This is a genomic window from Geitlerinema sp. PCC 7407, from assembly GCF_000317045.1.
Lineage (GTDB): Bacteria > Cyanobacteriota > Cyanobacteriia > PCC-7407 > PCC-7407 > PCC-7407.
The window spans coordinates 2,315,869-2,341,160 of record NC_019703.1; the positions used below are offsets into that span (position 1 = coordinate 2,315,869).

22 protein-coding genes are annotated in these 25,292 nt (G+C 56.6%); 7 read left to right on the plus strand and 15 right to left on the minus strand.

Annotation, left to right across the window (positions count from 1 at the left end; genetic code table 11):
* The first annotated feature begins 63 nt into the window (after positions 1-63).
* The gene (locus GEI7407_RS09575) at positions 64-336 is read left to right on the plus strand and encodes a hypothetical protein (RefSeq protein WP_015171948.1); all 273 of its coding nucleotides are present in this window, start codon (positions 64-66) and stop codon (positions 334-336) included.
* Between the two features lie 12 nt (positions 337-348).
* On the opposite strand, the gene GEI7407_RS09580 is transcribed toward GEI7407_RS09575, so the two are convergent.
* From GEI7407_RS09580 to GEI7407_RS09610, 7 genes are all read right to left on the minus strand, one after another.
* Entirely contained in the window at positions 349-2,148 is a 1,800-nt protein-coding gene (locus GEI7407_RS09580) for a response regulator (RefSeq protein WP_015171949.1), read from the minus strand.
* Positions 2,149-2,212: 64 nt separating this feature from the next.
* On the minus strand, positions 2,213-2,635 hold the full coding sequence (locus GEI7407_RS09585; protein ID WP_015171950.1) for a hypothetical protein: 423 nt from the start codon (positions 2,633-2,635) through the stop codon (positions 2,213-2,215).
* Between the two features lie 361 nt (positions 2,636-2,996).
* The gene (locus GEI7407_RS09590) at positions 2,997-3,374 is read right to left on the minus strand and encodes a response regulator (RefSeq protein WP_015171951.1); all 378 of its coding nucleotides are present in this window, start codon (positions 3,372-3,374) and stop codon (positions 2,997-2,999) included.
* Between the two features lie 34 nt (positions 3,375-3,408).
* Positions 3,409-7,158 (minus strand): PAS domain S-box protein, encoded by a 3,750-nt coding sequence (locus GEI7407_RS19495; protein ID WP_015171952.1) that lies wholly within the window; start codon positions 7,156-7,158, stop codon positions 3,409-3,411.
* A gap of 26 nt (positions 7,159-7,184) precedes the next feature.
* On the minus strand, positions 7,185-7,646 hold the full coding sequence (locus tag GEI7407_RS09600; protein WP_015171953.1) for a circadian clock KaiB family protein: 462 nt from the start codon (positions 7,644-7,646) through the stop codon (positions 7,185-7,187).
* A gap of 51 nt (positions 7,647-7,697) precedes the next feature.
* The gene (locus tag GEI7407_RS09605; RefSeq protein ID WP_015171954.1) at positions 7,698-8,030 is read right to left on the minus strand and encodes a circadian clock KaiB family protein; all 333 of its coding nucleotides are present in this window, start codon (positions 8,028-8,030) and stop codon (positions 7,698-7,700) included.
* 173 nt (positions 8,031-8,203) lie between these two features.
* On the minus strand, positions 8,204-10,723 hold the full coding sequence (locus tag GEI7407_RS09610) for a response regulator (RefSeq protein WP_015171955.1): 2,520 nt from the start codon (positions 10,721-10,723) through the stop codon (positions 8,204-8,206).
* Positions 10,724-11,029: 306 nt separating this feature from the next.
* Between GEI7407_RS09610 and GEI7407_RS09615 the strand changes: the two genes are divergently transcribed.
* On the plus strand, positions 11,030-11,683 hold the full coding sequence (locus GEI7407_RS09615; protein WP_015171956.1) for an NAD(P)H-dependent oxidoreductase: 654 nt from the start codon (positions 11,030-11,032) through the stop codon (positions 11,681-11,683).
* Between the two features lie 146 nt (positions 11,684-11,829).
* Here the strand turns inward: GEI7407_RS09615 and GEI7407_RS09620 are convergent, their stop codons facing one another.
* Positions 11,830-12,246, minus strand: a complete 417-nt coding sequence (locus GEI7407_RS09620; RefSeq protein WP_223294515.1) for a hypothetical protein — start codon at positions 12,244-12,246, stop codon at positions 11,830-11,832.
* Between the two features lie 362 nt (positions 12,247-12,608).
* Here GEI7407_RS09620 and GEI7407_RS09625 point away from each other — a divergent pair, with 362 nt between their 5' ends.
* On the plus strand, positions 12,609-13,370 hold the full coding sequence (locus GEI7407_RS09625; protein ID WP_015171958.1) for an SDR family NAD(P)-dependent oxidoreductase: 762 nt from the start codon (positions 12,609-12,611) through the stop codon (positions 13,368-13,370).
* A 16-nt stretch (positions 13,371-13,386) separates the two neighbouring features.
* On the opposite strand, the gene GEI7407_RS09630 is transcribed toward GEI7407_RS09625, so the two are convergent.
* A complete protein-coding gene (locus GEI7407_RS09630) occupies positions 13,387-14,403 on the minus strand; it encodes a glutathione S-transferase family protein (RefSeq protein WP_015171959.1) in 1,017 nt (338 codons plus the stop codon).
* A gap of 130 nt (positions 14,404-14,533) precedes the next feature.
* Here GEI7407_RS09630 and GEI7407_RS09635 point away from each other — a divergent pair, with 130 nt between their 5' ends.
* On the plus strand, positions 14,534-16,093 hold the full coding sequence (locus GEI7407_RS09635) for a sodium:proton antiporter (RefSeq protein WP_041268892.1): 1,560 nt from the start codon (positions 14,534-14,536) through the stop codon (positions 16,091-16,093).
* Here the strand turns inward: GEI7407_RS09635 and GEI7407_RS09640 are convergent.
* Positions 16,059-16,778, minus strand: a complete 720-nt coding sequence (locus GEI7407_RS09640; protein WP_015171961.1) for a TrkA family potassium uptake protein — start codon at positions 16,776-16,778, stop codon at positions 16,059-16,061. The genes GEI7407_RS09635 and GEI7407_RS09640 overlap by 35 nt on opposite strands.
* A gap of 466 nt (positions 16,779-17,244) precedes the next feature.
* On the opposite strand from GEI7407_RS09640, the gene GEI7407_RS09650 reads away from it, so the two are divergent.
* Positions 17,245-17,571 carry an RNA-binding protein gene (locus GEI7407_RS09650; protein WP_015171962.1) on the plus strand — a complete coding sequence of 109 codons (327 nt, stop codon included), beginning with the start codon at positions 17,245-17,247 and terminating at the stop codon, positions 17,569-17,571.
* 213 nt (positions 17,572-17,784) lie between these two features.
* Complete coding sequence (gene rpsU, locus GEI7407_RS09655) at positions 17,785-17,973, plus strand: 30S ribosomal protein S21 (RefSeq protein ID WP_015171963.1); 189 nt, start codon at positions 17,785-17,787, stop codon at positions 17,971-17,973.
* Between the two features lie 115 nt (positions 17,974-18,088).
* On the opposite strand, the gene GEI7407_RS09660 is transcribed toward rpsU, so the two are convergent.
* Together GEI7407_RS09660 and map are read right to left on the minus strand one after the other, a co-directional pair.
* Positions 18,089-18,850 carry a hypothetical protein gene (locus tag GEI7407_RS09660; protein WP_015171964.1) on the minus strand — a complete coding sequence of 254 codons (762 nt, stop codon included), beginning with the start codon at positions 18,848-18,850 and terminating at the stop codon, positions 18,089-18,091.
* A gap of 112 nt (positions 18,851-18,962) precedes the next feature.
* On the minus strand, positions 18,963-19,781 hold the full coding sequence (map, locus tag GEI7407_RS09665) for a type I methionyl aminopeptidase (protein WP_015171965.1): 819 nt from the start codon (positions 19,779-19,781) through the stop codon (positions 18,963-18,965).
* Between the two features lie 119 nt (positions 19,782-19,900).
* On the opposite strand from map, the gene GEI7407_RS09670 reads away from it, so the two are divergent.
* Positions 19,901-20,086, plus strand: a complete 186-nt coding sequence (locus GEI7407_RS09670) for a ribbon-helix-helix domain-containing protein (RefSeq protein WP_015171966.1) — start codon at positions 19,901-19,903, stop codon at positions 20,084-20,086.
* 63 nt (positions 20,087-20,149) lie between these two features.
* On the opposite strand, the gene hypE is transcribed toward GEI7407_RS09670, so the two are convergent.
* The 3 genes from hypE to adhE all read right to left on the minus strand — a co-directional run bounded on the left by hypE (position 20,150) and on the right by adhE (position 25,256).
* Positions 20,150-21,193, minus strand: a complete 1,044-nt coding sequence (hypE, locus tag GEI7407_RS09675) for a hydrogenase expression/formation protein HypE (RefSeq protein WP_015171967.1) — start codon at positions 21,191-21,193, stop codon at positions 20,150-20,152.
* A 39-nt stretch (positions 21,194-21,232) separates the two neighbouring features.
* Complete coding sequence (gene hypD, locus GEI7407_RS09680; RefSeq protein ID WP_015171968.1) at positions 21,233-22,387, minus strand: hydrogenase formation protein HypD; 1,155 nt, start codon at positions 22,385-22,387, stop codon at positions 21,233-21,235.
* A gap of 214 nt (positions 22,388-22,601) precedes the next feature.
* Entirely contained in the window at positions 22,602-25,256 is a 2,655-nt protein-coding gene (gene adhE / locus GEI7407_RS09685; RefSeq protein WP_223294538.1) for a bifunctional acetaldehyde-CoA/alcohol dehydrogenase, read from the minus strand.
* Between the last annotated feature and the right edge of the window lie 36 nt (positions 25,257-25,292).

A 25,292-nucleotide genomic window follows, 5' to 3' on the forward strand; every position in this document is an offset into this window, starting at 1 on the left:
ATAGTCTGCCCTTGCTAGCGGACCACTTCTCTGGCTCTCTTCCTTCACTCACCCCAGTGCGCCATGCGTCGCTCCGGTTCTCCCCTTGCCGCCCGCCTCCAGGCCCTAGCTGGCTGGCTACCCGCGATTATTTTGCCCAGCGCCACCTTTTTTCAGCTCTGGCCCGTGCTTCAGGGTCAAACTGCCGGAGTGAGCGCTCTTTCTTGGTTTCTCTTTGGAATTGCTAATCTGGGCGCTTATATCTTCTCCACCCAAAAGCGCACCCCTCAAGTCATCTTGGCGTTTTTGGTCACCGCCGCAATGGATTTTCTGATTGTCCTGCGATGTCTTTTGTAAAAAAGCAGCGTCTCACGCTTGGGATGGTTCCGGGAGAGCTTCGATCGGCAGCTCCACCGTGAAGCAGGTTTGGTGAACATCACTCGTCGCCCAAATTCGTCCCCCAAACACATGGACCAACTGCTTCACCAGCGCCAGCCCCAGGCCGGTGCCGCCTTGTTTCCAGCGATCGCCCTCCGCGATGCGATAGAACTTATCAAAAATGCGCTCTAGCTCAGCTTCAGGGATCCCCACCCCCGTATTCGTGACCTGCACATGAATCTTGGGGGCCGCACTCTCGACCAGTCTTGCGCTGAGGGTGATCACCGCATCGGTGGGGGAATATTTGCAGGCATTGTTGATCAGCTCTGTCAGGACGCGCTGGAGGTAGACCGGCGCAATCACAACGGACGGCAGCGGCTCTATCAGCTGCATCCGAAAGACCTGTTTGCGGGTCTGGGCACGCACCACAAAGGTATCCACCATCGGCGGCAGCCAGTCTTGTAAGGAGATCTCCATCGGGCTCGGGATCTGCTGCCCCGTCTCTAGGTGCTGCAAGTCTAATAAGTCATTAATGAGACTAATTTCGCGATCGCACTCACTGTGGAGAATTTGGATATACGAGCTACTCTTGTTCAGGTTGGCCAACAGCTCAACATTTCCCTGGCCTAGGGGCTGCATCCGCTGGCAGAGCTGCTCTAGCAGCTGGATCGCCATCCGCATATTGGTGACCGGCGTGCGCAGCTCGTGGGAGACCGTGCTGAGAAAGTCATCTTTGAGCTGATTGAGATGCTCTAGGGCCTGGACCTGGGCCTGGGCGGTTTGGTAGAGGCGCGCTTGGCGCAGACCAATGGCGCACTGGGTGGTCACCTGCTGCACCAGACGAATTTCTGCGCTATCTAAAATGCGATCTCCTTCACCAATGAGCCAGATATCCCCGATCACCTCCTCTTCGCGAATCGGAAAGGCGAAAAGGGCCGCTGATCCCCGCTCAGAAGGCGGCGAGAGCGAGCAAAACTGCACCGACTCTCCCCGCAGCAGCTGGGTATAAAGTTCGGGGTAGTTATCCATGGAGATGGTGCGATTGTGGTAGCCCGGCACCGAAACTGCGTATTCTGACAGGATATGGGCAAGGCGCTGATCGCAGTCATACACCGCTGCGTTGCAGCACCTGAGCTCTAAGGCCCAGGCCAGCTCTTGGACCACCGTCTGCAAGATCGTCTTCTCGTCGAGGGAGTCGCGGACCCGATCGGTAATGTGTTTGAGAGTTGACTCAAATTCGAGCGATCGCTGGAGCTGGGCCGTCCGCTTGCGAATCTTTACATTGAGGGTTTGGGCATAGTTTTGCAGCTCCTCATTCATCTGGCGGACCTGCTGCATGAGGTGAGACTGCTGAATGAGTCGATGGACCCGCTGCCGGAGCACTGCCCGATTGATAGGCTTGGTGATATAGTCAGTCGCCCCCGCCTCAAAGGCCCGAATCACCGACGGCTCGTCCTCGAGGGTTGTCACGATCAGCACCGGCACCGGGAAGGGCTGGCGAGACTCGCACAGCTGAGCACAACAGGTAAACCCGTCCATCACCGGCATCATTGCGTCCATCAAAACCAGGTCGGGATCATGGGCCTGATAGAGTTTCAGGGCTTCGCGTCCATTGGCGGCTTCGAGAACCTGAAATCCCTCCTGCTCGATGAGGCGTCGCAGAATTTTTCGCATCCCTAGGTCATCGTCGACCACCAAGACAAGGGCTTTTTCTTGGGGCGATACAGTGGCTTTTTCGGATCTTTCTCTGGGCTCAAGGGTCATACCACTGCTAGCGGCTAAGGTTTTCATAACAATTGGGGAGAGTGCAGCTAAGGCAATTATTTCGGATGAGACCCCGTGAGACGCGATCGCACTACTGCATCCTCAGACCAGCAATTAACACCAGAACTGAGCTATCTTCTAGCGATCGCGCTTCGCGGCTGTAGGCCAAGATTTCGTCATTCATAAACAGCTGATAATCAGCGTCAAAGTAGAACTCGTGGGAAGCATAGCCCCAGGCACGAACTGTTTGGGTGAGAGTTTGGGCAATGATCTCTCTAGCGTCAATTTCAGGAGCCAGGACTTCGGGATGCTGAAAGAGCCAAGCCGCCGTTCGAGGACTGTGATACACCAAATTGATCACGGCTGCGGCGAGGACTGCTTTGACGTGGTTGGGGTTGGGGATAAAAGTGAGAAAGTTCTTGAGAGTCTGGACCGTTTTGGGACTTTTGTGCTTGAGCAAACTAATGGCAATAGTGACGGCTTTTTCGTTACGAGAAGGTGTGGTATCTGCCATAGGCCGTACACCATCACAGGTTCGAGAGAGATCAGGAGGCACCATCGGCGTTCACGCAGATTGCTGCACCCTGAATGTAGGAAAAATTTGTGAAAAATTTGTGAATATCAAGAATCTCAACACCCATTTCTGACCCAGGTTGAGGTCTCAAGGGGATAATCGCGAAATACAGCCAGAGAGTGATACGCCTCTGGGCTAGAGTCCGCTAGAGGCTTTGGTTTCGTCAATTCTGCGGTTTTGTAAACTGAGAAGAAAATTTTGGTTAGGGAGCGATCGCCCTTTGAGGGAACGCGGCCCAAGCGGGGCGATCGCTCCCTAGCTCTGCAAAAGTCTTGATCCCCGAGGGACACCCCCTCTGAATCTATTCGCTCCAGCCAAGGAGCGATCGCATTTTTTGCACCAGATCCAGGGCCTTGAAGGGCTTGGTAATCACGCCGGTAATCGGCAGCTCCGCAAACTCTCGCTGCTCCGAGACCTGGGCTTTGGCCGTCAAGAAAATCACGGGAATGCCTTGGGTCGTGGGGTTTGCCTGGAGCTGCTGAAAGGTCGTGATACCGTCCATTCCGGGCATCATCACATCCAGCAGAATGACGTCGGGCTGCTCTGTCTGGGCGATCGCCAGCCCCTCTTGTCCCGAAGCCGCCTCGAAAACCTGCCAACCAGCGATCGCCTTGAGAGAGATCTCGGTGATTTTGCGAATGCCGGTTTCGTCATCAACAATCAGAACACGCTTGGCCATACTTTCTCCTTATCCGGGGTCAACGCTCCTATTGCTAGGATTCCCGCCCCCCTTCCCCCGTCACCGGTATCGTAAAGTAAAATGTGCTGCCTTGGCCAAGGGTGCTTTCAACCCAGATTTCCCCGCCGTGCTGGCGCACAATGCTGCGACAGATCGCCAGACCCAGGCCCGTCCCCCCTTTTTCGCGGGAGTCTGAAGCATCGACTTGCTGGAAGCGATCAAAAATACTCTCCAGTTTATCGATTGGGATACCGCGTCCCTGGTCTTTGACGCAAAAGAGGAGAGCAGAGGAGCCATTCAGGCTAGCCAAATGCTTGCAATCAAAAGTGTCTCCCGGATCAAGCGTCCGCATATTCAGTTGAATCGTAGAGGCAGGGGGCGAAAACTTGATGGCGTTGCTCAAGAGATTGGTGAGAATTTGCAGCAGACGATCGCCATCAGCGTAGATCTGGAGATTGACAGGATGGGCCTCGAGGGTAATCTCAGCCAGCTTCGCCATATCCTGCATTTGAGCGATCGCCGTTTCCACAAGATTACTGACATTCAAAGGCCCCTTTTCGAGACGAACCTTGCCTGACTCCAGGCGCTCCAAATCGAGGATATCGTTCACCAAGCGCACCAGGCGATCGGTGCCCTCAGCCGCGATCTGAATCGTCGCCTCTCCCTCTTCAGAATTCGGGTCGATAATCTTGTCACTCAGCAGGCTAAGAGCGGCTTGCATCGAGGTTAGGGGCGTGCGCAGCTCGTGGCTGACCACCGAGATAAATTCAGCCTTCATTCGCTCCACTTTGTAGCGCTCCGTGATATCTTCCCCGATACCAATCGAGCCGATCGCTTTACCGGCAGTATCTCGCAAAATAGTATTGCTCCAGGCAATCATCCGCTCTTCTCCGGCCTTGGTCAAAATCGGGTTTTGATAGTGGGTATGAAAGTTGTGCTCCAGTACTTCTTGGAACACAATTTCAATGGAGGATTTCTGACTGGGCACCAAGAACTTGTCAAACCAGTACTCTCCGATCACCTCCTCTAGCTCATACCCTGTGAGCTCCAAGAAGAAAGGATTTGCATACTCGACTTTGCCATGAATGTTGATTTCGATCACGACGAGTTGGACATTGTCGAGGAGTGATCGCCAGCGGCGATTAGACTCTTGTAGAGAAGCCTCGATATGCTTGCGATCGCTAATATCCAGAATCACCCCCAAAGACCGCAGAGGCTGACTTTCCTCATCATAGATAGCGCGTCCTCGGGCCATCACCCAGTGAATCGATTGATCGGGGTAGACAACGCGGTATTCAACTTCATAATCGGTGTGGGTTGCGATCGAAGCAGCAAAGGTCCGCTCTACATTCTCGACATCCTCTGGATGAATGCACTGCGTCCAGATCTCATAGCGGGGGGGTGAGGCCGTAGGAGATAGGCCCAACAGCGTAAAGTGATTATCATTCCAGGTCAGTTCGCCCGTGGGTAAATGGAGATCCCAAAATCCCAATCGACTCAGATCCAGGGCCAAACGGCGCTGCTCTTCGCTCCGACGCAGGGCCGCTTCCATATTTTTGCGATCGTTCACATCGCGATGGGTCCCAATCATGCGCAGGGGATTGCCTTGCTCATCCCAGGCGACCACCTTTCCATAATTTGCAATCCATTTCCACTCCCCCGTCTGGGTCCGCAACCGATAATCAAATTGATACAGGACCGATGGATCTCTCAGATGGGCCGCCAGGAGATCTTGTACCCACACCGCATCATCAGGATGCAGAATATTAACCCAGGTACCAAAGACGCTGGGAAACTCTTCAGCGCTGTATCCCAGCATCTGAAAATACTGGGAACTGTAATAGACCACATTGGCAGCGATATTCCAGTCCCAGATCCCATCTCCCGAAGCCTCTAGAGCCAGCTGTAGACGCTCCTCACTCTCGCGCAGCGCCTGCTCAGTCTGCTTGAGATCGGTGATATCGCGCCCCACAGCTTGCAGCTCAATTAGATTTCCCATGGGATCAAAAAAGAGCCGATTGATCCACTGGGTCCAGCGAAGCTCACCCTGGCCGTTGACCACCCGATTTTCAATGATCACCATGGGGTTATCAATGGTGAGAGTTTCGACAAGCTGGGCCACCTTTTCCCGATCGGCCTCATAGATGACTGGGTTATAGCTTTTGCTCATGATGTCTTCTCGGCGCACCTTGAAGTAGCGACAATAGGCGTCATTGACAAATAAAATGCTGCTGTCAGGCGCAAAGCGGGCAATAAGCTCAGTCTGATCTTCCACGATCGCCCGATAGCGCGCTTCACTCTGGCGCAGTTTCTGCTCTATTTTTTCGCGCTGAGCAAGCTCTTGCTGGAGCCGATCATTGGCGGCCTGGAGCTCCAGGGTACGCTCCGCAACGCGGCTTTCTAGCTCTTCTTTCGATCGCCGCAGCGCCGCCTCGATCCGCTTTCGCTCTGTGATCTCCTCGCACACCGTACTGATTCCGATGATGCGATCGCCTTCTCTGAGCGGCCAAAAGCTCTCTAGCCAAGTTCGCTGCATGCCCGGATTGGCAGGGGTTTCGCCCATAATTTCGACATTGAGCAGCGGCTCCCCCGTCTCCAAGATGGGCCGCAAAACCGCCTCTGCCGTTTCGGCAATTGCTGGCAGCACCTCTCGAATGGTCCGCCCCAAATGGGCCTCTACTGGTAGACCATTAATCTCAGCCAAGCGTTCATTAATTCGCACAAAGCGTAGATCTGTATCTAAAACATTGAGACCGACAGGAGCAGATTGATAGATCGCCTCTAGCTCTGCTAGCTTTTGCTGGAGCTGAATCTGATTTTGCTGCAAGGCAACCTCGGCCTGACGGCGGCGGGTAATATCTGTCAAGATCACCACTGCCCCATGAAAGTAGTTCTCAATGTCTGTGAGAGGACGCGCATTGAGTACCAAGTTCAAGACCTGACCATCCGGTCGCTGAAACTCAACTTCGACCCCTTGGTAGCGCTCTCCTTGGAGCACAGAAGTGATAGAAAATGGCAGCCGTGATAGGTCCGATGGGGCGATCGCCCCCTCCGCACCTGCTCGATCAGCAAGAGACAGGCTGCTCGTCGGTGCCCAGGTCAATCCGCAGGCAATATCAAAGGGCTGATGCAGCAGGCGATCGCCCCAGAGCTGGTTCGCAACCTGACTCGCCTGAATAATCGACCCTGCGCGATCGCACACCAAAATCGCCTCCCCAGCCTGCTCCAAAATCAAATGGGCCAGACGCTCAGAAGCCAGCATCTTTTCTTGGCGCTTTTGCTCAGTCAGATCAGTCACAATAATGCAGTTGATCGCAGAGTCGCCCAAATTCAGATGATTAATCGATAGATAAACCGGAATTTTTGTTGTATCTTGCGCAATTAAAAATATTTCCCTTGTGTTTTTCTCACCCCTTTCTGCTTGCTGCATCAGCATCTGAAACAGAGATCGATCCGCTGGTGCCACAAATTGCTGAAATCGGGCGCCAATCACTTTTTCTAAAGGCTGTTTTAATAATTGAGAAAAGCTGCGATTGCCGTATAGAATCAGCCCGTCCGCCGACAAAATGCCCGCGCCTTGCTGCATCTCCTCCACAAGCAGCCGATAGGACTGGTCCGCACTCTGAAGGGTAAAGATTCGCTCTCCCTGGGGAGTCGAAACGACCAGCGCATCGACCTCCCCCTGCTGAATAGCGGCTAGCGTTGCCTCACTAGCTGCGAGGCGATCGCGCAGTTGCTGAAGCTCAGCGAGCAGCGCTTCCGTGGACTTCTGAGTATCTTCCATAGGATTTTTCTGGCACTACAAGAGAATTATTTAGGCACTAGATCCAAACCCAGCAAGACTTTCTCAGTATCAGATAAATCACCAATGACCCGTCGCAGCGGCAGCGGCAGCTGCTTAATCAACGTCGGAATTGCCACAACATTATCAGTTAATACCGCTGGCGACGCCTGGTACACATCAATCACTTCTAGTTCATAGCGCCCCTGCAAATAAGTTTCACAAATTTCCTTGAGACGCTGAAGCGCTGACATCGAGCGAGAGGTACCGCCCGCAATATAGAGCCGCAAACAGTAGTGCTGCTCACTAGAATGGGCGATCGCCCGCTCAAACTCCAGCGCCACATCAATGTCGTCAACCTCATCCTCCTTCTCAGGCGACGCGCTAACCTCGTCACAAGCCAATTCATCCACCGCCCGTTCCTCAGAGATCTCACCCTCAGGCATCCATTCTTCAGAAGAATTTTTCTTCTCGGGCATCTTACTTTCCATTAGAAAATCCCTATAGTCACAATGACTGAGACTCAGCAATAAACCCACGCTTTAGGGATCAATTGGCGTCACATCAAGGCCCAGCAAAACCTTTTCTTGATTAGATAAATCACCAATAATCTGTCGAATGGGCGGCGGCAGTTTTCTCACCAGCGTTGGAATTGCAAAAATTTGGTCCTGTTTTGCCAAATCCGGATTTTGCAACAAATCGATCACCTCAATTCGATACTGACCGTGGAGATACTCCTCACACAGCTTTTTCAAGTTTGCAAAAGCTGTCACCGACTTAGGCGTTTGTCCAGCAACATACAATCGCAACTGCCAAATCTTCGTTTCACCTCCTTCATCAACATCGGACTCAATTGGATTCTGTTCAGGGTTCATCGCCTACATCTCCTAAGGTCATAAACAACACGAGTCAACCCTGCTGAAACAGGAGTTTAACCAGCGTAGATCGGTCTAACCGGGAAAAATAGCTTCGACTGCCTGCAGAGCCCAAGGCTAATTACTCCCCTGCCTCCATCCTCACCGAAAACCTCTTATTTTCCTAGCAAGTTTTAGCTCGAAAAAATCTGTTTTCGGCCTGCCGCCTTCGCGCGATAGAGAGCCTGATCAGCCACACAATAGAGCCGCTGCAAATCAGAGCCATCCTCTGGAAGCTGAGAGACACCAGCGCTAAAAGTGACCTGAAAAGGCTCGTCGCTTTGATCTTGAAAAACAAATTGACGCAGCCGACCGAGGACCTCCTCTAGGCGCCTAACCCCTACTTCCTTGTGAATACCGTACATACCGACAATGAATTCCTCACCCCCCCAGCGACCGACGACGTCCTCTTGCCGCACCAGCTGGTGCAGCAGCTGCCCCACATATCGGAGCACCTGATCGCCCGCTGAGTGTCCATACCGGTCATTGACTTGCTTGAAATGATCGAGATCAATCAGCGCCAAGCTGAGGGGCTGGCTTTGGCGCTGAGCCAAACGCATTAGCCGCGTCAGATCCAGCAAAGCCTTGCGTCGCAGGCTCACGCCGGTCAGCTCATCGAGCTCAGTCGCTTGCCAAAGCTTGCGCTGCTCGAGCCGGGTCTTGATGCGGGTCAGCAGATCAAGGGGAACCACCGGCTTGCTGAGGAAATCATCGGCCCCAGCCGCAAAGCTGCGCTGCACAGTTTCGATATCCGCATAGGCAGACAAAAACAAGACAGGCACGCGGTTCCAGCGAAGATCGCTCCGAATGACTTGGCACAGCTCAATGCCGCTGAGGGGAGGGATCAGCGCATCAGTGCTCGGGAGCGTGGCCGGTGGCTGACACAGCTCCACATCCAAAATCAGCAAGTCTGGCACAGCTTGCTCTAGGGTTTGCCAAAAGGCCTGAGGCTGGCTGAGGGTCGTCACGCGATACCCGCAGGGCTGCAACAGGTTACAGAGAATCTGCAAGAGAGCGGGATCATCATCAACGATGAGAATATGAGCGCTTGATCTGCTAGCTTGCTGAAGGACTTGGGCAAGGGCCGTCAGCACCTGGGCAGGGGCGATCGGCTTTTGCAAGAAGCAGCGACTGCCCAAACGGGCTGCCTCTACCCGATCCTCAAAGTTTTCGTCAGCCGTGAGCATTACCACCGGCAGATCAGGCGCTTGACGGCGCACCATAGCCAAGAAATCTAGACCATTACCGGCAGTGTCTGATAAGTGAATATCTAACAAGATGGTGTCAAAAGGAGATGCCTGAAATGATTGCTGGGCATCTTTGAGAGTCGTGGCGATCGTGACTCGCCATCCACCGGCTGAGGCTTCTTTGGACAGCATCTGGGCCAAGGGCCAATCATCTTCCACAATCAGCAGCGACGGAAAGGGCGAGCTGGCTGCTCCCTTTGGCGATCCCTTTTCTTCGCCAAACTCAAGCGGAAGGGTTTCTGAGAATGCAATCTCCTCTAGGGGCTCCGGCTCAGCAGGAAGGGGGATAGAAGGCTCCAGATGCTTTTTTAGCTGGGCAATTAGCTGCTTTAGCTGAGCTAGATCGTCAGGGCCGAGGGTCTCTAGACCCTTGAGAAGCTGCTGCACTTGCCGGGAGAGATGGGAGGCTTCGGTGAGACCAAAGCTCCCCAGAGAGCCGATGAGGGTATGGGCCTCTTGGGCTGCGCTTTGCTGCTGATCGGGGGTGAGAGATCCTTGCTCAAGGGCAGTAACCGCCGTCTCAATGATCAGCAGGCGATCGCAATAAGATTGACGACACTCTTGCCACACATCCAAAAACTCTGGCGGAATCGAGGATAGCTCAGTCATTCGATCGGCTGTAGGAGGGGCCTCCTCTGCCAAAGACGCAGTGCCCTGGGCCTCAGGGGTGGAGAGCTCTTCGGCAGTCGGTTCATCTTTCATGGTCCTTCTGTCCTGGCGCTGCTTCAGGCGATATCCCAGTTTGTAGAGAGTATCGATGGGATCTTCGGCTCCGGCCTGTTTTAGCTTTTGGCGCAGTCCTTTGATATGGGCACGCACCGCTCCTTCGCTGGGGGTGCCGCCAGTGGTCCACAGATTGAACAGCAGGCGATCGAGGCTAAAGATTTGCTCTGGATTGCGCAGAAACAACTCCAGCAGCTCATATTCTTTGGCAGCTAGGGTAATGGGGCTACCCCGGTACGTCACCTCGCAGCTGCTAGGATGCAGACAAAGCGCCCCCCACTGCAATAAGGGCGATCGCGTTTTTTGGCTGCGACGCAGCAAGGCCCGAATGCGCGCCAGAATTTCATCAAAGTCAAAGGGTTTGACCACATAGTCATCGGCCCCAGCGTCGAGACCCAACACCTTATTGGTGACGGCATCGAGGGCCGTCATCAGCAGGATCGGCGTGTCCTGATTGGGGCTCGAAGGAAGATGAAGTCCGGCCCGCAGCCGCTGACAAATCTCGATTCCGGTCAGGCTCGGCAGCATCCAGTCCAGCAAAATCAGATCGTAGGCAGAGGACTGGATTAGCTCCCAGCCTTGCTGGCCATCGATCGCAATTTCTACGCGATAGTGTTGTTTATTCAGCGATCGCTGAAGGAGTTTGGCTAGACCTTCATCATCCTCTATACACAAGATTTTCACGATGGTGCTACTGATCGAACGTCGTTATACCAAGGCTCAGTCTTCTCCCAGCCCAAAGTAGAGTACTTTTTGGCAGACGGTAGAGTGGGTTCTGGGCTTACTTAATGTTCCCAAATCCCAGCATTTTCTAACAATTAAATCTCTCTCAAAAAAAGTCTTTAGGGCGGGAAATAGAGCCTATCAACTCGTCTTATATCCAGCCAAGGGATTACGCCAAGTCTATTAAACCTGACAAAGAAAACACCAGCATGTCTTGGCTGAGGCGATCGCCTCTATAATCAGAGAGCTCTTAGCAAAACTACACATATGACTTCGGTTGTCTCTCCTGATCAGCTTCTGCAACAGCTTCACTGGCGCTATGCCACCAAGAAATTTGATCCGACAAAGAAGATTCCGCAGGAAGTCTGGGAAGCCCTCGAGAAAAGCCTGGTGCTAGCTCCGTCGTCCTTTGGGCTCCAGCCGTGGAAGTTTTTCGTCGTGACAAATCCTCAAACGCGGCAGCAGCTTGTTGCCCATTCCTGGAACCAGACTCAGGTAGCCGATGCCTCTCACCTGGTGGTGCTGGCCATCAAAAAAGAGATCAATGATGCCTATGTGGATCACTATGTCCAGCACATGGCGAGCGTGCGCGAGACGTCGGTAGAAAATTTGGCCGGTTTTGGCAACGTGGTCAAGGGATTTTTGACCAACCCGCCCTATCCCCTCGATCTTGAAGAGTGGGCCAAGCGTCAGGTCTACGTGGCGCTGGGTCAGCTGATGACGAGCGCGGCGCTGCTGGGCATCGACACCTGCCCCATGGAGGGCTTTGCCCCTGCGAAGTATGACGAAACTCTGGGGCTGACGGAGCTGGGCTATGCCTCAGTGGTGCTCTGCCCGCTGGGATATCGGGCAACCGATGATAAGTATGCCGTCATGCCCAAGGTTCGTTTCCCGCAAGAAGAAATGGTGCAGTATCTCTAGATCTACGTCATATTTCGCATCTGTAGAGAGAGCTTAAATCAAAAAGGCGATCGCGATTTCTCTAAGGCGATCGTCTTTTTAGATATCTCTCCCAAAGCACTGATTAATTCGAAAAAGTGATCACAGGTGATCACTAGAGAGAAATACTAAGGCTCTGATTCAGAGGGTCGCTTGCGCAGAGAAGAGAAATACTTGAGGCAGGCATAGGCGATCGCCATTCCCCACAGCGTCAAGACAATCCCCATCGGCGCAATCTCTCGCATCCACAGACCCATTAGCCCCATACCCAGGCCATCTGCGATCAGCACCGGCAAGCGCTCCCGCACGCCCCAAGGCTGAATTTTTAGATCGGGCGGCTGAATCTGGATACCGGCAAATAGGTTGAACCAGACCTGGCTGAGCAAAACGAGCTGAATTCCCCAACCCAGCCACACAGCCGCTATCCCAAAGCCCACTATCTCTAGAACAATCGTCGTCAAGGTCACCCAGTAGAAGCGCCGAATGCGGAAATCAGGTGTCTGACGCTGGGCGGCGATCGCCTGGCGCAGGTCCAGCACAGCCATCCGCGCCTGATCAATCGAAAATAAAAAGAGGCCCAAAGCCAAAAGCCGGTGACTGAGATCTGGCCCCCACAAAACCTGGCCCAGTACCCCTAGACTTGCGGGAAAAAAGATCCAAAAAACAATCCAAGCAATCCGTGACATTCAGCGGCAAACCCTGTTGTTGCAAGTGATGGACGCTGGGGATGGGTACCCGCCAAAGCCCGAAAGGCCATTTTAGCGGCTCTGGGGACGGCTCAGGAGCGCTGGGGGGTCACTCTGGCGACTGTCCAGTCAGCGGCGAACCTCTGAAACCCTCTAGGCTAGGGCTTTGTGGCATTTGGTGGGAGTGATATACTCGGGGCGCTTGGCAGGAGAGAGAGTTTATGGGCGATCGCACAGTATCCGCATCATCGACACCGTCTGTGGCCCTCGTGGTGGGGGCGGGGCGCGGGATTGGTTTGGGGTTTGTGCGGCATCTGCTGGCGAAGCCCGAAATGCAGGTATACGCCACCCATCGATCGCCCTCTCCCGAGTTGCAGGCCTTAGCGGGCGATCGCCTGCGGTGCTTGCCGATGGATATCACCGACGAGGCCCAGATCTCAGCGGCGATCGCCACGATTCAGGCTGAGACGCCAGCGCTGCACACCGTGATCAACTGCGTCGGCCTGCTCCACGACGGCCCCCTACAGCCCGAAAAAAGCCTCCGCCACCTCAACGCCGAACAGCTCAGCCGCTACTTCCAGATCAACAGCATCGGGCCGGTTCTCTTGGCCAAGCACCTCCAGCCCCTTCTCAAGCACAGCGATCGCGCCCTCTTTGCGACGCTCTCTGCCAAGCTCGCCAGCATTGGCGACAACCAGCTCGGCGGCTGGTACGGCTATCGCGCCTCCAAGACCGCCCTGAATATGTTCATGCACACTGTGGCCGTCGAGTTTCGGCGCACCTGCCCGCGAGCTATTGTTGTCACGCTCCACCCCGGCACCACCGACACTGAGCTCTCTGCACCCTTCCAGGGCAACGTCCCCCCCGAGAAACTTTTCAGCGTCGATCGCACGGTGACTCAGCTGTTGGCCGTCCTGGATCAGCTCACCCCCAGCGACAGCGGGGGCTTCTTTTCCTGGGATGGGAGTCGTCTCCCTTGGTAGAGATTTGCCAAATCTCTCACTCTTCTACTAAAGATCTCTGAGCCAGAGATTCGCGATGGTGAGGAGCATCCAGGGTGATATCAGGCCCTATAGGGATAATGCCGCCCGGATTGAGGGGAAAAAGATTGCCGTAATAGTCTCGCTTGACCGCCTGAAGGTCACAGGTCGCCGCTACTCCAGGCATCTGGTAGAGATCTCGGAGATAGGGTCCGAGGGCTGGATAGTCTTGAATGCGGCGGCGATTACATTTAAATAAACTGTAGTAGACAATATCGAAGCGAAAGAGCGTCGTGAAAAGCCGCACGTCCGCCAGGGTGAGGCGATCGCCGCCCAGATAGCGCTGATGAGTCAGCACCTGATCGAGCTGATCGAGCATGGCAAATAGTTCACTGCACGCTTCCTCATAGGCCGCCTGGGTTTGGGCAAAGCCGCAGCGATAGACGCCATTATTGACCGCGTGATAGATCTGCTCATTCCAGGTATCAATGGTCTCTTTGAGATCATCTGGATAGAGATCGAGGGACGCGTGAGCCGCGATCGCATTAAAGGCCCCATTGAGCATGACAATCATCTCCGCGCTCTCATTGTTCACGATGGTGCGAGTCTGGCTGTCCCACAGCACCGGCACCGTCGCCCGCCCCGTATACCCGGGCTGCGCCACCTGGTAGAGCTCCGGCAGCGTCTGACATCCCTCCCACTCGTCCTCAAAGACCCACATCCCCTGATCCGGCGAGGGCTGCGCCCGCACCACCGCGATCGCGTCTTCTAGCCCCTTGAGCGATCGCACCACCAGGGTCCGGTGCGCCCAGGGACACCCCATCCCCACGATCAGAGAGTAGCGGTGAGCTTCTGCAGGATAGGCCTCGGAGCCAACCCACTGGCGAAACTGGCTGGCGGGCCGCTGGTAGGCTCCAGACTGGCTGCGGGGCGCAAGACGCGCCATCATCAGATGCCACATCTGGGTCCAGGCAAACTTACCCACTTTGATCAAGGTGCCGGGGGGCAGACCTTTAGTTTTGGGCCGTGGAGCCATGGCGATCGCCTCCAATGCATCTTTTTCTATTCTCTCGGGTTTAGCAACAACTGGGCAGCACCAGCCGAGCCCCCTATTCTAGAGAGCATTGTTTAGCAAACAGGAGGCTCCCTTGCTCGATCGCAGCGTCATGGACACTCCCCACGGCTCCGGCGATATCGCCGACCTGATGTCTATTCTGATTATTCTGCTGTTGGTCGCCACAGGCGTGGCCCTGATCACGCGGCGGCTGCGGATTCCCTACGTGTCCGGACTTGTGCTAGCGGGCCTGTTCATCACCGAGCTCCTGCCCCGTCGGGTCGGTCTCGACTCCTCTCTAATTTTGAATTTATTTTTGCCCATTTTGATCTTCGAGGCGGCTATCAACACAGACATCAGCCGCCTGCGCAGCACCATCAAGCCTATTGCCTGTTTGGCTGGTCCCGGCATTATTCTAGCCGCCGGGATCACCGCCAGCCTGCTCAAAATCAGCCTCGGCTATGCCTGGATTCCCGCGCTCTTTGCCGGCGTGATCTTAGCCATCACAGATACAGTCTCCGTGATCGCAGTGTTCAAAGAGGTGCCCGTTCCCTCGCGCCTATCCACCATCGTCGAGGGAGAGAGTCTATTTAATGATGGCGTGGCTTTGGTGCTCTTTAACCTGATTGCCACCGTCCATCTCACCGGCACCTTCACACCCATTGGCGGCCTTCAGCAGCTTTTCATGGTGATTGCTGGGGGGGTTCTGCTGGGGGCGGGCACTGGCTATCTCAGCATTGGCCTCTTTCGCCAGTCCGACGACCCCCTCAGCGATATTCTCCTGAGCGTGGCTGTGGCCCTGGGCACTTTCCAGGTGGGGCAGCTGGTCGGGGTGTCAGGAGCCGTTGCGGTGGTGGTCGCGGGGCTGGTAATTGGCAATTTGGGCCTCTCGCGCAATGCCTCTGCAACGGCCAAAGTCACGCTGCTGAGCTTCTGGGAATACGCTGGCTTTGGGGTCAACACCTTTATCTTTTTGCTCATTGGACTCGAGGTGAATCTGATCACGCTGTGGCAGACGCTGCCCTACGTCCTGATGGCGATCGCCATCTATCAGATCGGTCGCGCCCTTTCGGTCTATCCCCTTCTGGCGATCCTGCGCTTTGTCGATCGCCCCATTCCCCTGCGCTGGCAGCACGTCCTGTTTCTGGGCAACGTCAAAGGGTCTCTGTCCATGGCCCTCGCCCTCAGCATCCCTAGCAGCGTCCCGGGCCGCGAAAACATCGTTGCCCTGGTCTTTGGCACAGTCTTGCTCTCGCTGCTAGGACAGGCGCTGAGCTTGCCGTGGCTAGTCAAGCGGCTCAAGCTCAGCAAACCCTCCAGCCACCTCCAGCAAGTCGAAACCCTCCAGCTTCAGCTCATCGTGTCCAAAGCAGCCCAGGACGAGCTGGACAACCTGCTCAAATCCGGTGTCCTGCCCAAGGCCGTCCACGAAGAGCTGCGAGCAACCTACCAGGCCCGCATCGCCTCCTCCGAAAGAACACTGCGGGACCTCTACAACGCGCGTTCAGGCATGCCGTCGAGCAGCAAGCTCAATGCCATTCGTCGCCAGATGCTCTTGGCCGAAAAGAGCGCTGTCACCGAGGCCTTGCGCAAGCGGATCTTGTCGGAGGAGCTGGTTCAGGCCTACGTCAGCGACCTTAACCGTCAACTACTAGAGATTGAGGAGGAGTAGGCTGAGGCATCGAGCACAAACCCAAAAAGTCAATCATCTGGTGCACGAGGGCCGGTTTAGTCACCACCAAAATGGTGGACCCGGCCTCCAGCACAGTGCTGCCATTGGGGATGATCAGGTCCATGTGGGGCAAGGGCTGGTAACCAATGATCAGGGAACCAGCCGGAAATCGGGGGTCCTGAGCAATCTGGGCAACCGTGCGGCCCGTGACGTAGCAGTGACTGGGGACCGGCAGCTTGAGCACTTCGACCTGGCCCTGCTCGAAGTGCATCATGGATTCGACTTCGGGGTATTCAATGGCGTTGGCCATGCTGGAGACGGCCAGATCAATGGTGCTGATGATGTGGTTAGCGCCAGCAATTCGGTAAGGCTCTGCAAAGTCGCGATCGCGCATCCGCACCACAATATGTCCAACGCCATAGTGCCGACAGAGGGTAACTAGCGCCAGATTTAGGGCATCGTGGCGTAGGGTCGCCACCACAGCGTCTGCCTTGCGGATCCCCGCCTCCAGCAGCACCGTGGTGCTCACGGCACTCCCCTCAAAGGCCATCACCCCAATTTTTTCCCGGGCATACTGACACGCGGCCGGATCCGAGTCCACCACCGCCACCATGTGCCCCAGGTCCAACAGCCGCTGGGCAAGATTTTGTCCCATCATGCCCGCGCCACCAATCAGAACGTACATCGCTTGTGCCTGCTCTCGTCGAAAGGGCTTTGCTATTTCTTAGCGTGTTTTTTGGCGGAGGATCTTCCTAGCCAAGGCTTTGTGTATCTAGAGAATATCTGATGTATCTTTAATCACATTTATCTATCTTCCGGGTCTGCCCTTTGACCCGAAACAGACGGGTAGAGTTGGCCATGTCAAGGAAAACTGACAGGGATAGCGCAGGATGGGCGATCGCCCTCAACCTCAGCCAAGACTTGGGCAGCAAAATGGGGAGGCGTCTGAATTTGAGCGATCGCTCTCAACCCATCCTCCCAAGGGCCGCCCAGCTTGAGACCAAACTTCACGAACAAAATTGCTCAAAACTTTTATTTCAGGCTAGTATGAGGGCTGAGACTTAATTTTCGGTGTTCAGTTGGCTTGTACTAGGTTGACAAACAACGCCCTGATTATTTAATTCTCTGCACCATTTTCATGAATTGAGTTTATGTCAATCTACATTGGCAACCTTTCTTACCAAGCAACTGAAGAAGATGTCAGCAGCATCTTCGCCGAATACGGCACCGTGAAGCGGGTGCAACTGCCCACCGATCGTGAAACGGGCCGCATGCGGGGCTTCGGCTTCGTAGAAATGTCCTCTGACGCCGAAGAACTAGCGGCCATCGATGCCCTAGATGGCGCTGAGTGGATGGGCCGCGACCTCAAGGTCAACAAGGCCAAGCCTCGTGAAGAGCGTCCCGCCAGCGGCGGCTGGGGCGGCGGCGGTGGTGGTGGTGGCGGCAACCGCGGCAAGCGGACCGACCGTCGCTACTAAACAGCGAGAAATAGCTGGAATTTAAGAGCTTTTAGCAGACTGAGAAAACTGCCTCGCTCTGCTAGAAGCTCTTTTTAAGTAGCTTAGTGGAAACCTTCCAAGGAAAGTCAACCTAAGAGCTACTTATCCGTTTGAGTGAGACATTTGAAGTCAAATTCTAATGGCGCTCTTACGACAGATGGGTACGATTGCGTTTCTAGAGAGGCTATTAGAATGGCTCAAGTGATTTTGGGTGAAAACGAGGGCATTGAGTCTGCCCTTCGACGTTTTAAGCGTCAGGTTTCGAAGGCTGACATCTTCGCAGACATGAAGAAAAACCGCCACTTCGAGACTCCGCTTCAAAAAGCCAAGCGCAAAGCTTTGGCCCGTCGCAAGAAGCGTCGCTTCCGCTCAAAGCCATAAGAAAAGTTTGAATTTGAAGACGAAAACCCGCCTTGCGATCGCAAGGCGGGTTTTTTTGACTCTGGCCAGACAACAAACATTGTCAAATTTGTCAAAGCTCTGCCCAGTCACCTATCTAGGCCGCCAGGGACTGCGTGCCGTTGAGCTTATTTTCATAAAATCGGCAGGCAGCATAGCCCAGGGAATAGAGCAGGGCCGCGTTGCTAGAGGCACCGGCAACAGCGCCTATGCCTGGAACTAGCTCCACCACCCCCAGACCTACCTTCAGGGCGCTAGACCCGCCCAGGGACAGCCCGAAGATAGCTAGCACTTCGCCGCGCCGCGCCGGATCCTGGAGCGAAAAGCCGTAGGCCGCCGCGATGCGGTAGACCATCTCTGCCTGGAGCGCGGTGATCGCCGCCAGGTCAAGGGCAAACAGCGCCAAGGCTACCGGCGGCACCACGTTCATCAAAAATCCGATGCCGCCGCCTCGCAGAGCGGCTTCCGCCATGATTCGCTGGGCGAGCTGCTCGGGCGTTTCCTGGGGATAGGTCCGGCGCAGGGCATCGACCTCACGCTGGACCGCTTCGGTGTCCACTTGGCCCAGGGCGCTCAGCAGCCAGCGAATGCCGGGCACCTTTGAGGCGTACTTGACGAAGGGATTGTCGACGATGGGGGTGACAATGCGGCCGACCGTTTCGGTGCCCTGCTCAAGGGCGCGCTGGGCCGGGGGAATCACGGTTTGCCCGACTTTTTCGGCAGCGATCGCCGCGTTTTCAGCAGCGCATTGAGCGGTTCCGCTAGCAGCCTTGGCAACCAGGGCTCCCAAAAAGCCGACATTGGCGATCGCGTCACCGAGGGCACGAGTCTGCGATTCCTCTTTTCGCTGGGCTGCCATGATTTTCTAAAGCTCTCGAAGGGACTTCTATCTTTCTTCTTTCTACTCTAGAAAGCCCAAGGCGCCCGATTGCTCTATCTGGCGATAGGACTTGGGCGATCGCCAGGTAGGTTTAGGGCAGGGTGAGAATTTCTACCCCGGTCTCCGTCACCGCGACCGTGTGCTCGAACTGGGCCGAAAGCTGGCGATCGCGCGTTACCGTCGTCCAGCGATCGCCCAAAATCTTGATTCCCGGTTTGCCTGCGTTGATCATCGGCTCCACGGTGAACACCATGCCGGGGCGCAGCTTGAGGCCCGTGCCGCGCTGGCCGTAGTGGGGAATCTCGGGCTCCGTGTGGAACTGCCGCCCGACGCCGTGGCCGACCATGTCCCGCACCACCGAAAATCCCTGGGCCTCTGCATACTCCTGGATCGCCGCCCCGATATCGCCAATGCGGGCTCCCGGCTTGATCTCTGCGATGCCCCGCGTCAGACAGGCTTCGGTCACCTCGACCAGCTTTCGGGCGAGCGGAGAAGGCTGGCCGACCCAAAAGGTCTTGGAGGTGTCGCCGTGGTAGCCGTCCAGAATGGGCGTCACGTCGAGGTTGATGATGTCGCCGGAGCGCAGAACCTGCTTGGGGCTGGGAATGCCGTGGCACACCACCTCGTTGACGCTGGTGCAGATGGACCCCGGAAAGGGCGGCAAACCAGCGGGCGCGTAGCCGAGCGGCGCACTGATGGCGCCGTGGGCCTCGGTCCAGCGGGCCGCTTCGTCGTTGAGCTCTTGGGTGGTGACCCCGGGCTGGACGAGGGGCTCGAGGTGCTGCAACAGCTGGGCGGCGAGGCGGCCTACTCGCCGCATCTGGGCCAGTTCTCGCTCTGAAAACAGCACAATACCGCGATGGGCAGGGGCAGAGCCGCCCATCATCGTCAAGACGTGGGAATGATTCATCGTGGTCGCTTAAAACACTGCTAGGCCATGCTAGCACAGCATAGCGCAGCACAACACAGCACAGCCTAGGTTGGGCCACCTCTTGTATCCTGGGAGCAGGAGAGCAGCGAGGAGACCCTATGGGTGGCAAAACAGATTTGGATCGCGTCGTCGCCTACATTCCTGCGGAGGTGAAGCGGGAACTGGAAGCCTGGGCCGAGGCAGAGGAGCGATCGGTGTCTTGGGTAGTGGCAAAGCTGATCGACAAAGCACTCCAAGAGCGACGCCAGTCTCAGCAAGCGCCGAAGGTCGTTAATTTGCGCTGAGGCGATCGCCCCTGTAGCGTCACTGCTTTTTCTTCAGGACTCTTTTAGGGTGACCTCGGGGGCCTAGCAAATCCGGGGCAGCTGCTCGCCGCTGAGGAGCTCTAGAATTCGTTCAGCCCCGATCCAGCTTTTGAGGGTGACTAAGGGGCGATCGCTCGGCTGCACGGTGCCGATCTGGCAGGCGTTGACCAGATCGCCGCGTCGCCGCTGGTCCGCTTGGAGTAGGGCGATCGCCTTTTCTGCCTGGGCTTGGGGCACGAAGGCCACGAACCGCCCCTCATTGGCGATGTACAGCGGGTCCAGGCCCAAAATTTCGCAGGCTCCCCGCACCTCTTCCCGGACAGGAATCACCGTCTCGTCAAGGGCGATCGCCTGTTGGGCGGCCACGGCGATCTCGTTGAGGGTGCTGGCCAGTCCGCCCCGCGTGGCGTCCCGCAAGCAGTGGACCTCAATTCCTGCTTCCAGCAAAGTCAAAACCGGCTCTGCCAGCGGCATACAGTCGCTTTCGATCGTCGTTTCAAAGGCCAAGCCTTCCCGCTCGGCCATGATGGCGATGCCGTGGCGGCCCACGTCGCCGCTCAGCAGGACCGCGTCTCCAGGCTGGACGGCCCCCGGATCGATGGCGAGAGGGTGCTCGAGGACGCCAACCCCCGCCGTATTAATAAAAATGCCGTCGCCTTTGCCGCGATCGACGACCTTGGTGTCGCCGGTGACGATGGCCACGCCCGCCCGGTCAGCGGCCTGCTTCATCGACTGCACCACGCGCCACAGGGTCTCCATGGGCAGACCTTCTTCTAGGATGAAGCCCACGCTGAGATAGCGCGGCCGGGCCCCGGCCATGGCCAGATCATTGACAGTGCCGTTGACGGCCAAAGAACCGATATCTCCCCCCGGAAAAAAGAGCGGCTTGACGACATAGGAGTCGGTGGTGAAGGCGAGGCGATCGCCCGGTAGGGTCAGAATGGCGGCGTCATGCTGGGGGCGATCGCCCGACGTCACCATCGGCGCAAACATTCGGTCAATCAGCTGATGCATCAGCCGCCCGCCGCCGCCGTGGGCCAACAAAACGTAGGGATATTGTTGAATCGGGATCGGGCACTCCAGCATCACCACACCTAAAAACGCGCCTGGGCAAACGAGAGCATTCTATATCGCGGCTCCCGCTTCCTGGGCGATCGCGGCGGGACGGTGGCGGTAGCGATAGTAGGCAGCGCAGGCCCCTTCTGAGGAGACCATGGGCGCGCCGAGGGGGTGCTCGGGGGTGCAGCGCTGGCCAAAGGCAGGGCACTCAAAGGGCTTGCGGAATCCCTGCAAGATCTCACCGCTGATGCACTCCGAGGCGGCGGCATCGTGCCCCGAAGCGCGACACTGGGGAAAGCGATCGCGGGCATCAAAGGCTCGGTAGGCCGCGCGCAGCCCCAGGCCGCTGCGGGGGATTTCCCCCAAGCCGCGCCACTGCTGGGGCGCGATTTCAAAAATTTCGCTAATCAGCTTTTGGGCCGGTTCGTTGCCCTGGGGACGCACCGATCGCGCATACTGATTTTCGACCTGGGCAACGCCTGTTTCCAGCTGCTGAATACAGAGATAAATTCCCTGCAAAATATCCACCGGCTCAAAACCCGTCACCACGATGGGCACGTGATACTGGGCCGCGATCGCCTCATACTCGCGATAGCCCATCACCGTACACACATGGCCCGCCGCCAAAAATCCCTGGACCTGACACTGGGGCGAAGAGAGAATCGTCTCCATCGCTGGCGGCACCAGGACATGGGAAATCAGCAGGGAGAAATTGGTTAGGCCGAGCTGCTGGGCCTGGTAGACGGCCATGGCCGTCGCGGGGGCCGTCGTCTCGAAACCCACCGCAAAGAAGACCACCGAGCGATCGGGGTTGGCCTGGGCCAACTTCACCGCGTCCAGGGGCGAGTAGACCATGCGCACATCTCCCCCGCTGGCCTTGACGCTGAGGAGATCCAGGGGCAGCCCCTCGGGGCCCGCTTCGGTCCGCGATCCGGGCACCCGCAGCATGTCCCCGAAGGAGCACAGGATCACTCCTGGCTGGCTGGCGATGGCGATCGCCTCGTCGATCACCTCGCTGGCCGTCACGCAGACCGGACACCCCGGACCGTGAATTAGCCGGATCTCCGGCGGCAGCAGCGTATCTAGGCCATATTTCACGATGGCGTGGGTTTGGCCGCCGCACACCTCCATCAGCGTCCAGGGATGGGTGGTGATAGCGTCGATCGCCTCGGCCCACTCCTGGGCACGGCCTGCCTCGCGATACTCATCGATAAATTTCATAGGAATTTATGGAAAAGGGAAAGGAGAAAGCCGCCGGAGATAGAGATAGACGAAAAGAGAGCGAAGCTTAAAATGAGAGTCTCGCGATCGCGCTGAAAGCATTAGTTTGTCTATCTTTCACGCGCCGAGTAGAGAATACCGCTTGCCCTCAAGGTCTATCTTGTTTGATCTCCCGCCGGCTTTCTCCTCAGGACTGAGATCAGGACTTTAGGATCTAGGATCGAGCCGGTTCAGGAACCGTTGTCTCCTGGGCACTGCCGTAGTAGGCCGACAGATAGAGATCCCGCAGGTCATTAATCAGCGGATAGCGGGGGTTGGTGCCGGTGCACTGATCGTCAAAGGCCTGGTCGGCCATGCTTTCCACCCGCGCCCGGAAGACAGACTCCTCCACTGCCAGCGCATCCCGCAGCGTCGCCGGAATCTCTAGCTGCTGCTTGAGCGTGGCGATCGCCGCGATGAGGTTTTCTACTTTCTCATCATCACTTTGGCCCCCCAAACCGAGGTAGTCCGCCACCCGGGCATAGCGCCATTTGGTATTGGGGTATTTGTATTGGGGGAAGATGGCCTGTTTGAAGGGCACATCGGTGGCGTTGTAGCGGATCACGTGGGTGATCAGCAGCCCGTTGGCCAAGCCGTGGGGGACATGGAACGTCGAGCCCAAGGTATGGGCCAGGGAGTGGCAAATCCCCAAAAATCCATTGGCAAAGGCCATCCCGGCCATGGTCGCCGCGTAGTGGACTTTTTCCCGCGCCTTCGGATTAGCGGCGCCTTCCTGATAGGCTGCCGGGAGATACTTCATCAGCAGGCGGATCGCCTCCAGAGCCATGCCGTTACTAAACTCGGTGGCAAAGACCGAGACATAGGCCTCAAGGGCGTGGGTCAAGGCGTCAATGCCGCCGTAGGCCGTCAGCTTCTTGGGCTGGTGCATCACGAGATCGGGATCGGCGATCGCCATGGACGGCGTCAGGGCATAGTCCGCCAAGGGATATTTGATCCCCGTGCGATCGTCGGTCACCACCGCAAAGGGAGTGACCTCAGACCCGGTCCCGGAGGTCGTGGGCACGCAAACCATCAGAGCTTTTTGGCCCAAGGGTGAGACTTCATATACCCGCTTGCGGATATCCATAAAGCGCGTCGCCAGTCCCTCAAACTCGACGTCGGGCTGCTCATACATCAGCCACATCACCTTGGCCGCGTCCATGGGCGATCCGCCGCCAATGGCCAGGATCACGTCGGGCTGGAAGCTCTGAATTTCAGCCAATCCTTTGTGGACGGTGGCAAGAGACGGATCTGGCTCCACATCATAAAAGACCTGGGTTTTCAGGCCCATTTCTTCCAAAACGGCGATCGCTCCCTGGGTCATCCCCAGATCAAACAGCGGCTTGTCCGTCACGATAAATGCCCGCTGGCGACCGGCCAGTTCCCGCAGCGCCACCGGCAGACAGCCGTATTTAAAGTAGACCTTCGGCGGCACCCGGAACCACATCATGTTCTCCCGCCGCTCGGTGACGGTCTTGATGTTCAGCAGGTGTTTGGGGCCGACGTTGACGGAGACAGAGTTATCGCCCCAGCTGCCGCAGCCGAGGGTGAGAGAGGGATCCAGCCGGAAATTGTAGAGATCGCCGATCGCGCCCTGGGACGAGGGCGTGTTGATCAAGACCCGAGAGGTCTCTATCTGGGTCTCGAAGGCCTGGATATGGGCGGTGTTACCGGGGTTGGTGTAGAGGACAGCGGTATGGCCCCGACCGCCGAAGTTCACGAGGGCTTCTGCCTTGGCCACAGCTTCCCCGAAGTTCGCGGCCCGGTACATGGCCAAAATGGGCGAGAGCTTTTCGTAGGCGAAGGCTTCCTGGGGGCCGACCACTTCGACCTCGCCAATGAGAACCTTGGGAGGAACCTCGCGATCGCCCGCTGTGAGATCGAGGCCCGCTAGATGGGCGATCGCCTCTGCGCTCTGGCCCACGATCTCTGGGTTCAGGTGGCCGTTGGTCAGGATGATCTGGGCCACGCGATCGCGCTCGTCCGGGGTCAGGAAGTAGGCGCCGCGATCGCGAAATTCGGCCTTCACCGCCTCGTAAACCTCATCCACCACGATCACTGACTGCTCACTGGCGCAGATCATGCCGTGGTCAAAGGTTTTACTCAGCAAGATCGAGGAGACCGCCATTTTGATATGGGCCGTCTCGTCGATCACCGCCGGGGTATTGCCCGCGCCCACCCCCAGGGACGGGTGCCCCGAAGAGTAGGCCGCCTTCACCATGCCCGGTCCCCCCGTCGCCAGGATCAGCTTGATGTCGGGGTGCTGCATCAGGGCCTGGGAGAGCGGCACCGTCGGCTCATCGATCCAGCCGATGATATGCTCCGGCGCGCCAGCCGCCACCGCCGCTTGGAGGATGATGCGAGCCGCTTCGATGGTGCACTGCTTGGCGCGCGGGTGGGGCGAAAAGATAATGCCGTTGCGGGTTTTGAGGGCGATCAGGGCCTTAAAGATGGTTGTGGAAGTGGGGTTGGTGGTGGGCACGATCCCCGCCAGGATCCCCACGGGCTCGGCCAGGGTCTGAAAGCCAAAGGTCTTGTCTTCTTCTAAAACGCCGCAGGTTTTCTCATGTTTGTACTTGTTGTAGATATATTCGGAGGCAAAGTGATTTTTGATGACTTTATCTTCTACCAAGCCCATCCCAGTCTCGCTAACCGCCAGCTTGGCTAGGGGAATGCGCTGGGCGTTGGCCGCGATCGCCGCTTTTTTGAAAATGGCGTCTACCTGGGCTTGGGAATAGGTCGAAAAGGTATTTTGGGCCGATTTGACGCGCTGAATGAGGGCTTGCAGCTCTTCTAAATTGGTGACTTTCATAAAAACCGTCTCACTGATAGGCCCCCTAGAGACGGGACGGGTGCCCCGCTCTAG

What these genes read in the sequence shown, in the direction of transcription:
- GEI7407_RS09575 (WP_015171948.1), top strand. Translation starts at nt 64, where the DNA reads ATGCGTCGCTCCGGTTCTCCCCTTGCCGCCCGCCTCCAGGCCCTAGCT.
- GEI7407_RS09580 (WP_015171949.1), bottom strand. Translation starts at nt 2,148, where the DNA reads ATGAAAACCTTAGCCGCTAGCAGTGGTATGACCCTTGAGCCCAGAGAA.
- GEI7407_RS09585 (WP_015171950.1), bottom strand. Translation starts at nt 2,635, where the DNA reads ATGGCAGATACCACACCTTCTCGTAACGAAAAAGCCGTCACTATTGCC.
- GEI7407_RS09590 (WP_015171951.1), bottom strand. Translation starts at nt 3,374, where the DNA reads ATGGCCAAGCGTGTTCTGATTGTTGATGACGAAACCGGCATTCGCAAA.
- GEI7407_RS19495 (WP_015171952.1), bottom strand. Translation starts at nt 7,158, where the DNA reads ATGGAAGATACTCAGAAGTCCACGGAAGCGCTGCTCGCTGAGCTTCAG.
- GEI7407_RS09600 (WP_015171953.1), bottom strand. Translation starts at nt 7,646, where the DNA reads ATGGAAAGTAAGATGCCCGAGAAGAAAAATTCTTCTGAAGAATGGATG.
- GEI7407_RS09605 (WP_015171954.1), bottom strand. Translation starts at nt 8,030, where the DNA reads ATGAACCCTGAACAGAATCCAATTGAGTCCGATGTTGATGAAGGAGGT.
- GEI7407_RS09615 (WP_015171956.1), top strand. Translation starts at nt 11,030, where the DNA reads ATGACTTCGGTTGTCTCTCCTGATCAGCTTCTGCAACAGCTTCACTGG.
- GEI7407_RS09620 (WP_223294515.1), bottom strand. Translation starts at nt 12,246, where the DNA reads ATGGCTGTGCTGGACCTGCGCCAGGCGATCGCCGCCCAGCGTCAGACA.
- GEI7407_RS09625 (WP_015171958.1), top strand. Translation starts at nt 12,609, where the DNA reads ATGGGCGATCGCACAGTATCCGCATCATCGACACCGTCTGTGGCCCTC.
- GEI7407_RS09630 (WP_015171959.1), bottom strand. Translation starts at nt 14,403, where the DNA reads ATGGCTCCACGGCCCAAAACTAAAGGTCTGCCCCCCGGCACCTTGATC.
- GEI7407_RS09635 (WP_041268892.1), top strand. Translation starts at nt 14,534, where the DNA reads ATGGACACTCCCCACGGCTCCGGCGATATCGCCGACCTGATGTCTATT.
- GEI7407_RS09640 (WP_015171961.1), bottom strand. Translation starts at nt 16,778, where the DNA reads ATGTACGTTCTGATTGGTGGCGCGGGCATGATGGGACAAAATCTTGCC.
- GEI7407_RS09650 (WP_015171962.1), top strand. Translation starts at nt 17,245, where the DNA reads ATGTCAATCTACATTGGCAACCTTTCTTACCAAGCAACTGAAGAAGAT.
- rpsU (WP_015171963.1), top strand. Translation starts at nt 17,785, where the DNA reads ATGGCTCAAGTGATTTTGGGTGAAAACGAGGGCATTGAGTCTGCCCTT.
- GEI7407_RS09660 (WP_015171964.1), bottom strand. Translation starts at nt 18,850, where the DNA reads ATGGCAGCCCAGCGAAAAGAGGAATCGCAGACTCGTGCCCTCGGTGAC.
- map (WP_015171965.1), bottom strand. Translation starts at nt 19,781, where the DNA reads ATGAATCATTCCCACGTCTTGACGATGATGGGCGGCTCTGCCCCTGCC.
- GEI7407_RS09670 (WP_015171966.1), top strand. Translation starts at nt 19,901, where the DNA reads ATGGGTGGCAAAACAGATTTGGATCGCGTCGTCGCCTACATTCCTGCG.
- hypE (WP_015171967.1), bottom strand. Translation starts at nt 21,193, where the DNA reads ATGCTGGAGTGCCCGATCCCGATTCAACAATATCCCTACGTTTTGTTG.
- hypD (WP_015171968.1), bottom strand. Translation starts at nt 22,387, where the DNA reads ATGAAATTTATCGATGAGTATCGCGAGGCAGGCCGTGCCCAGGAGTGG.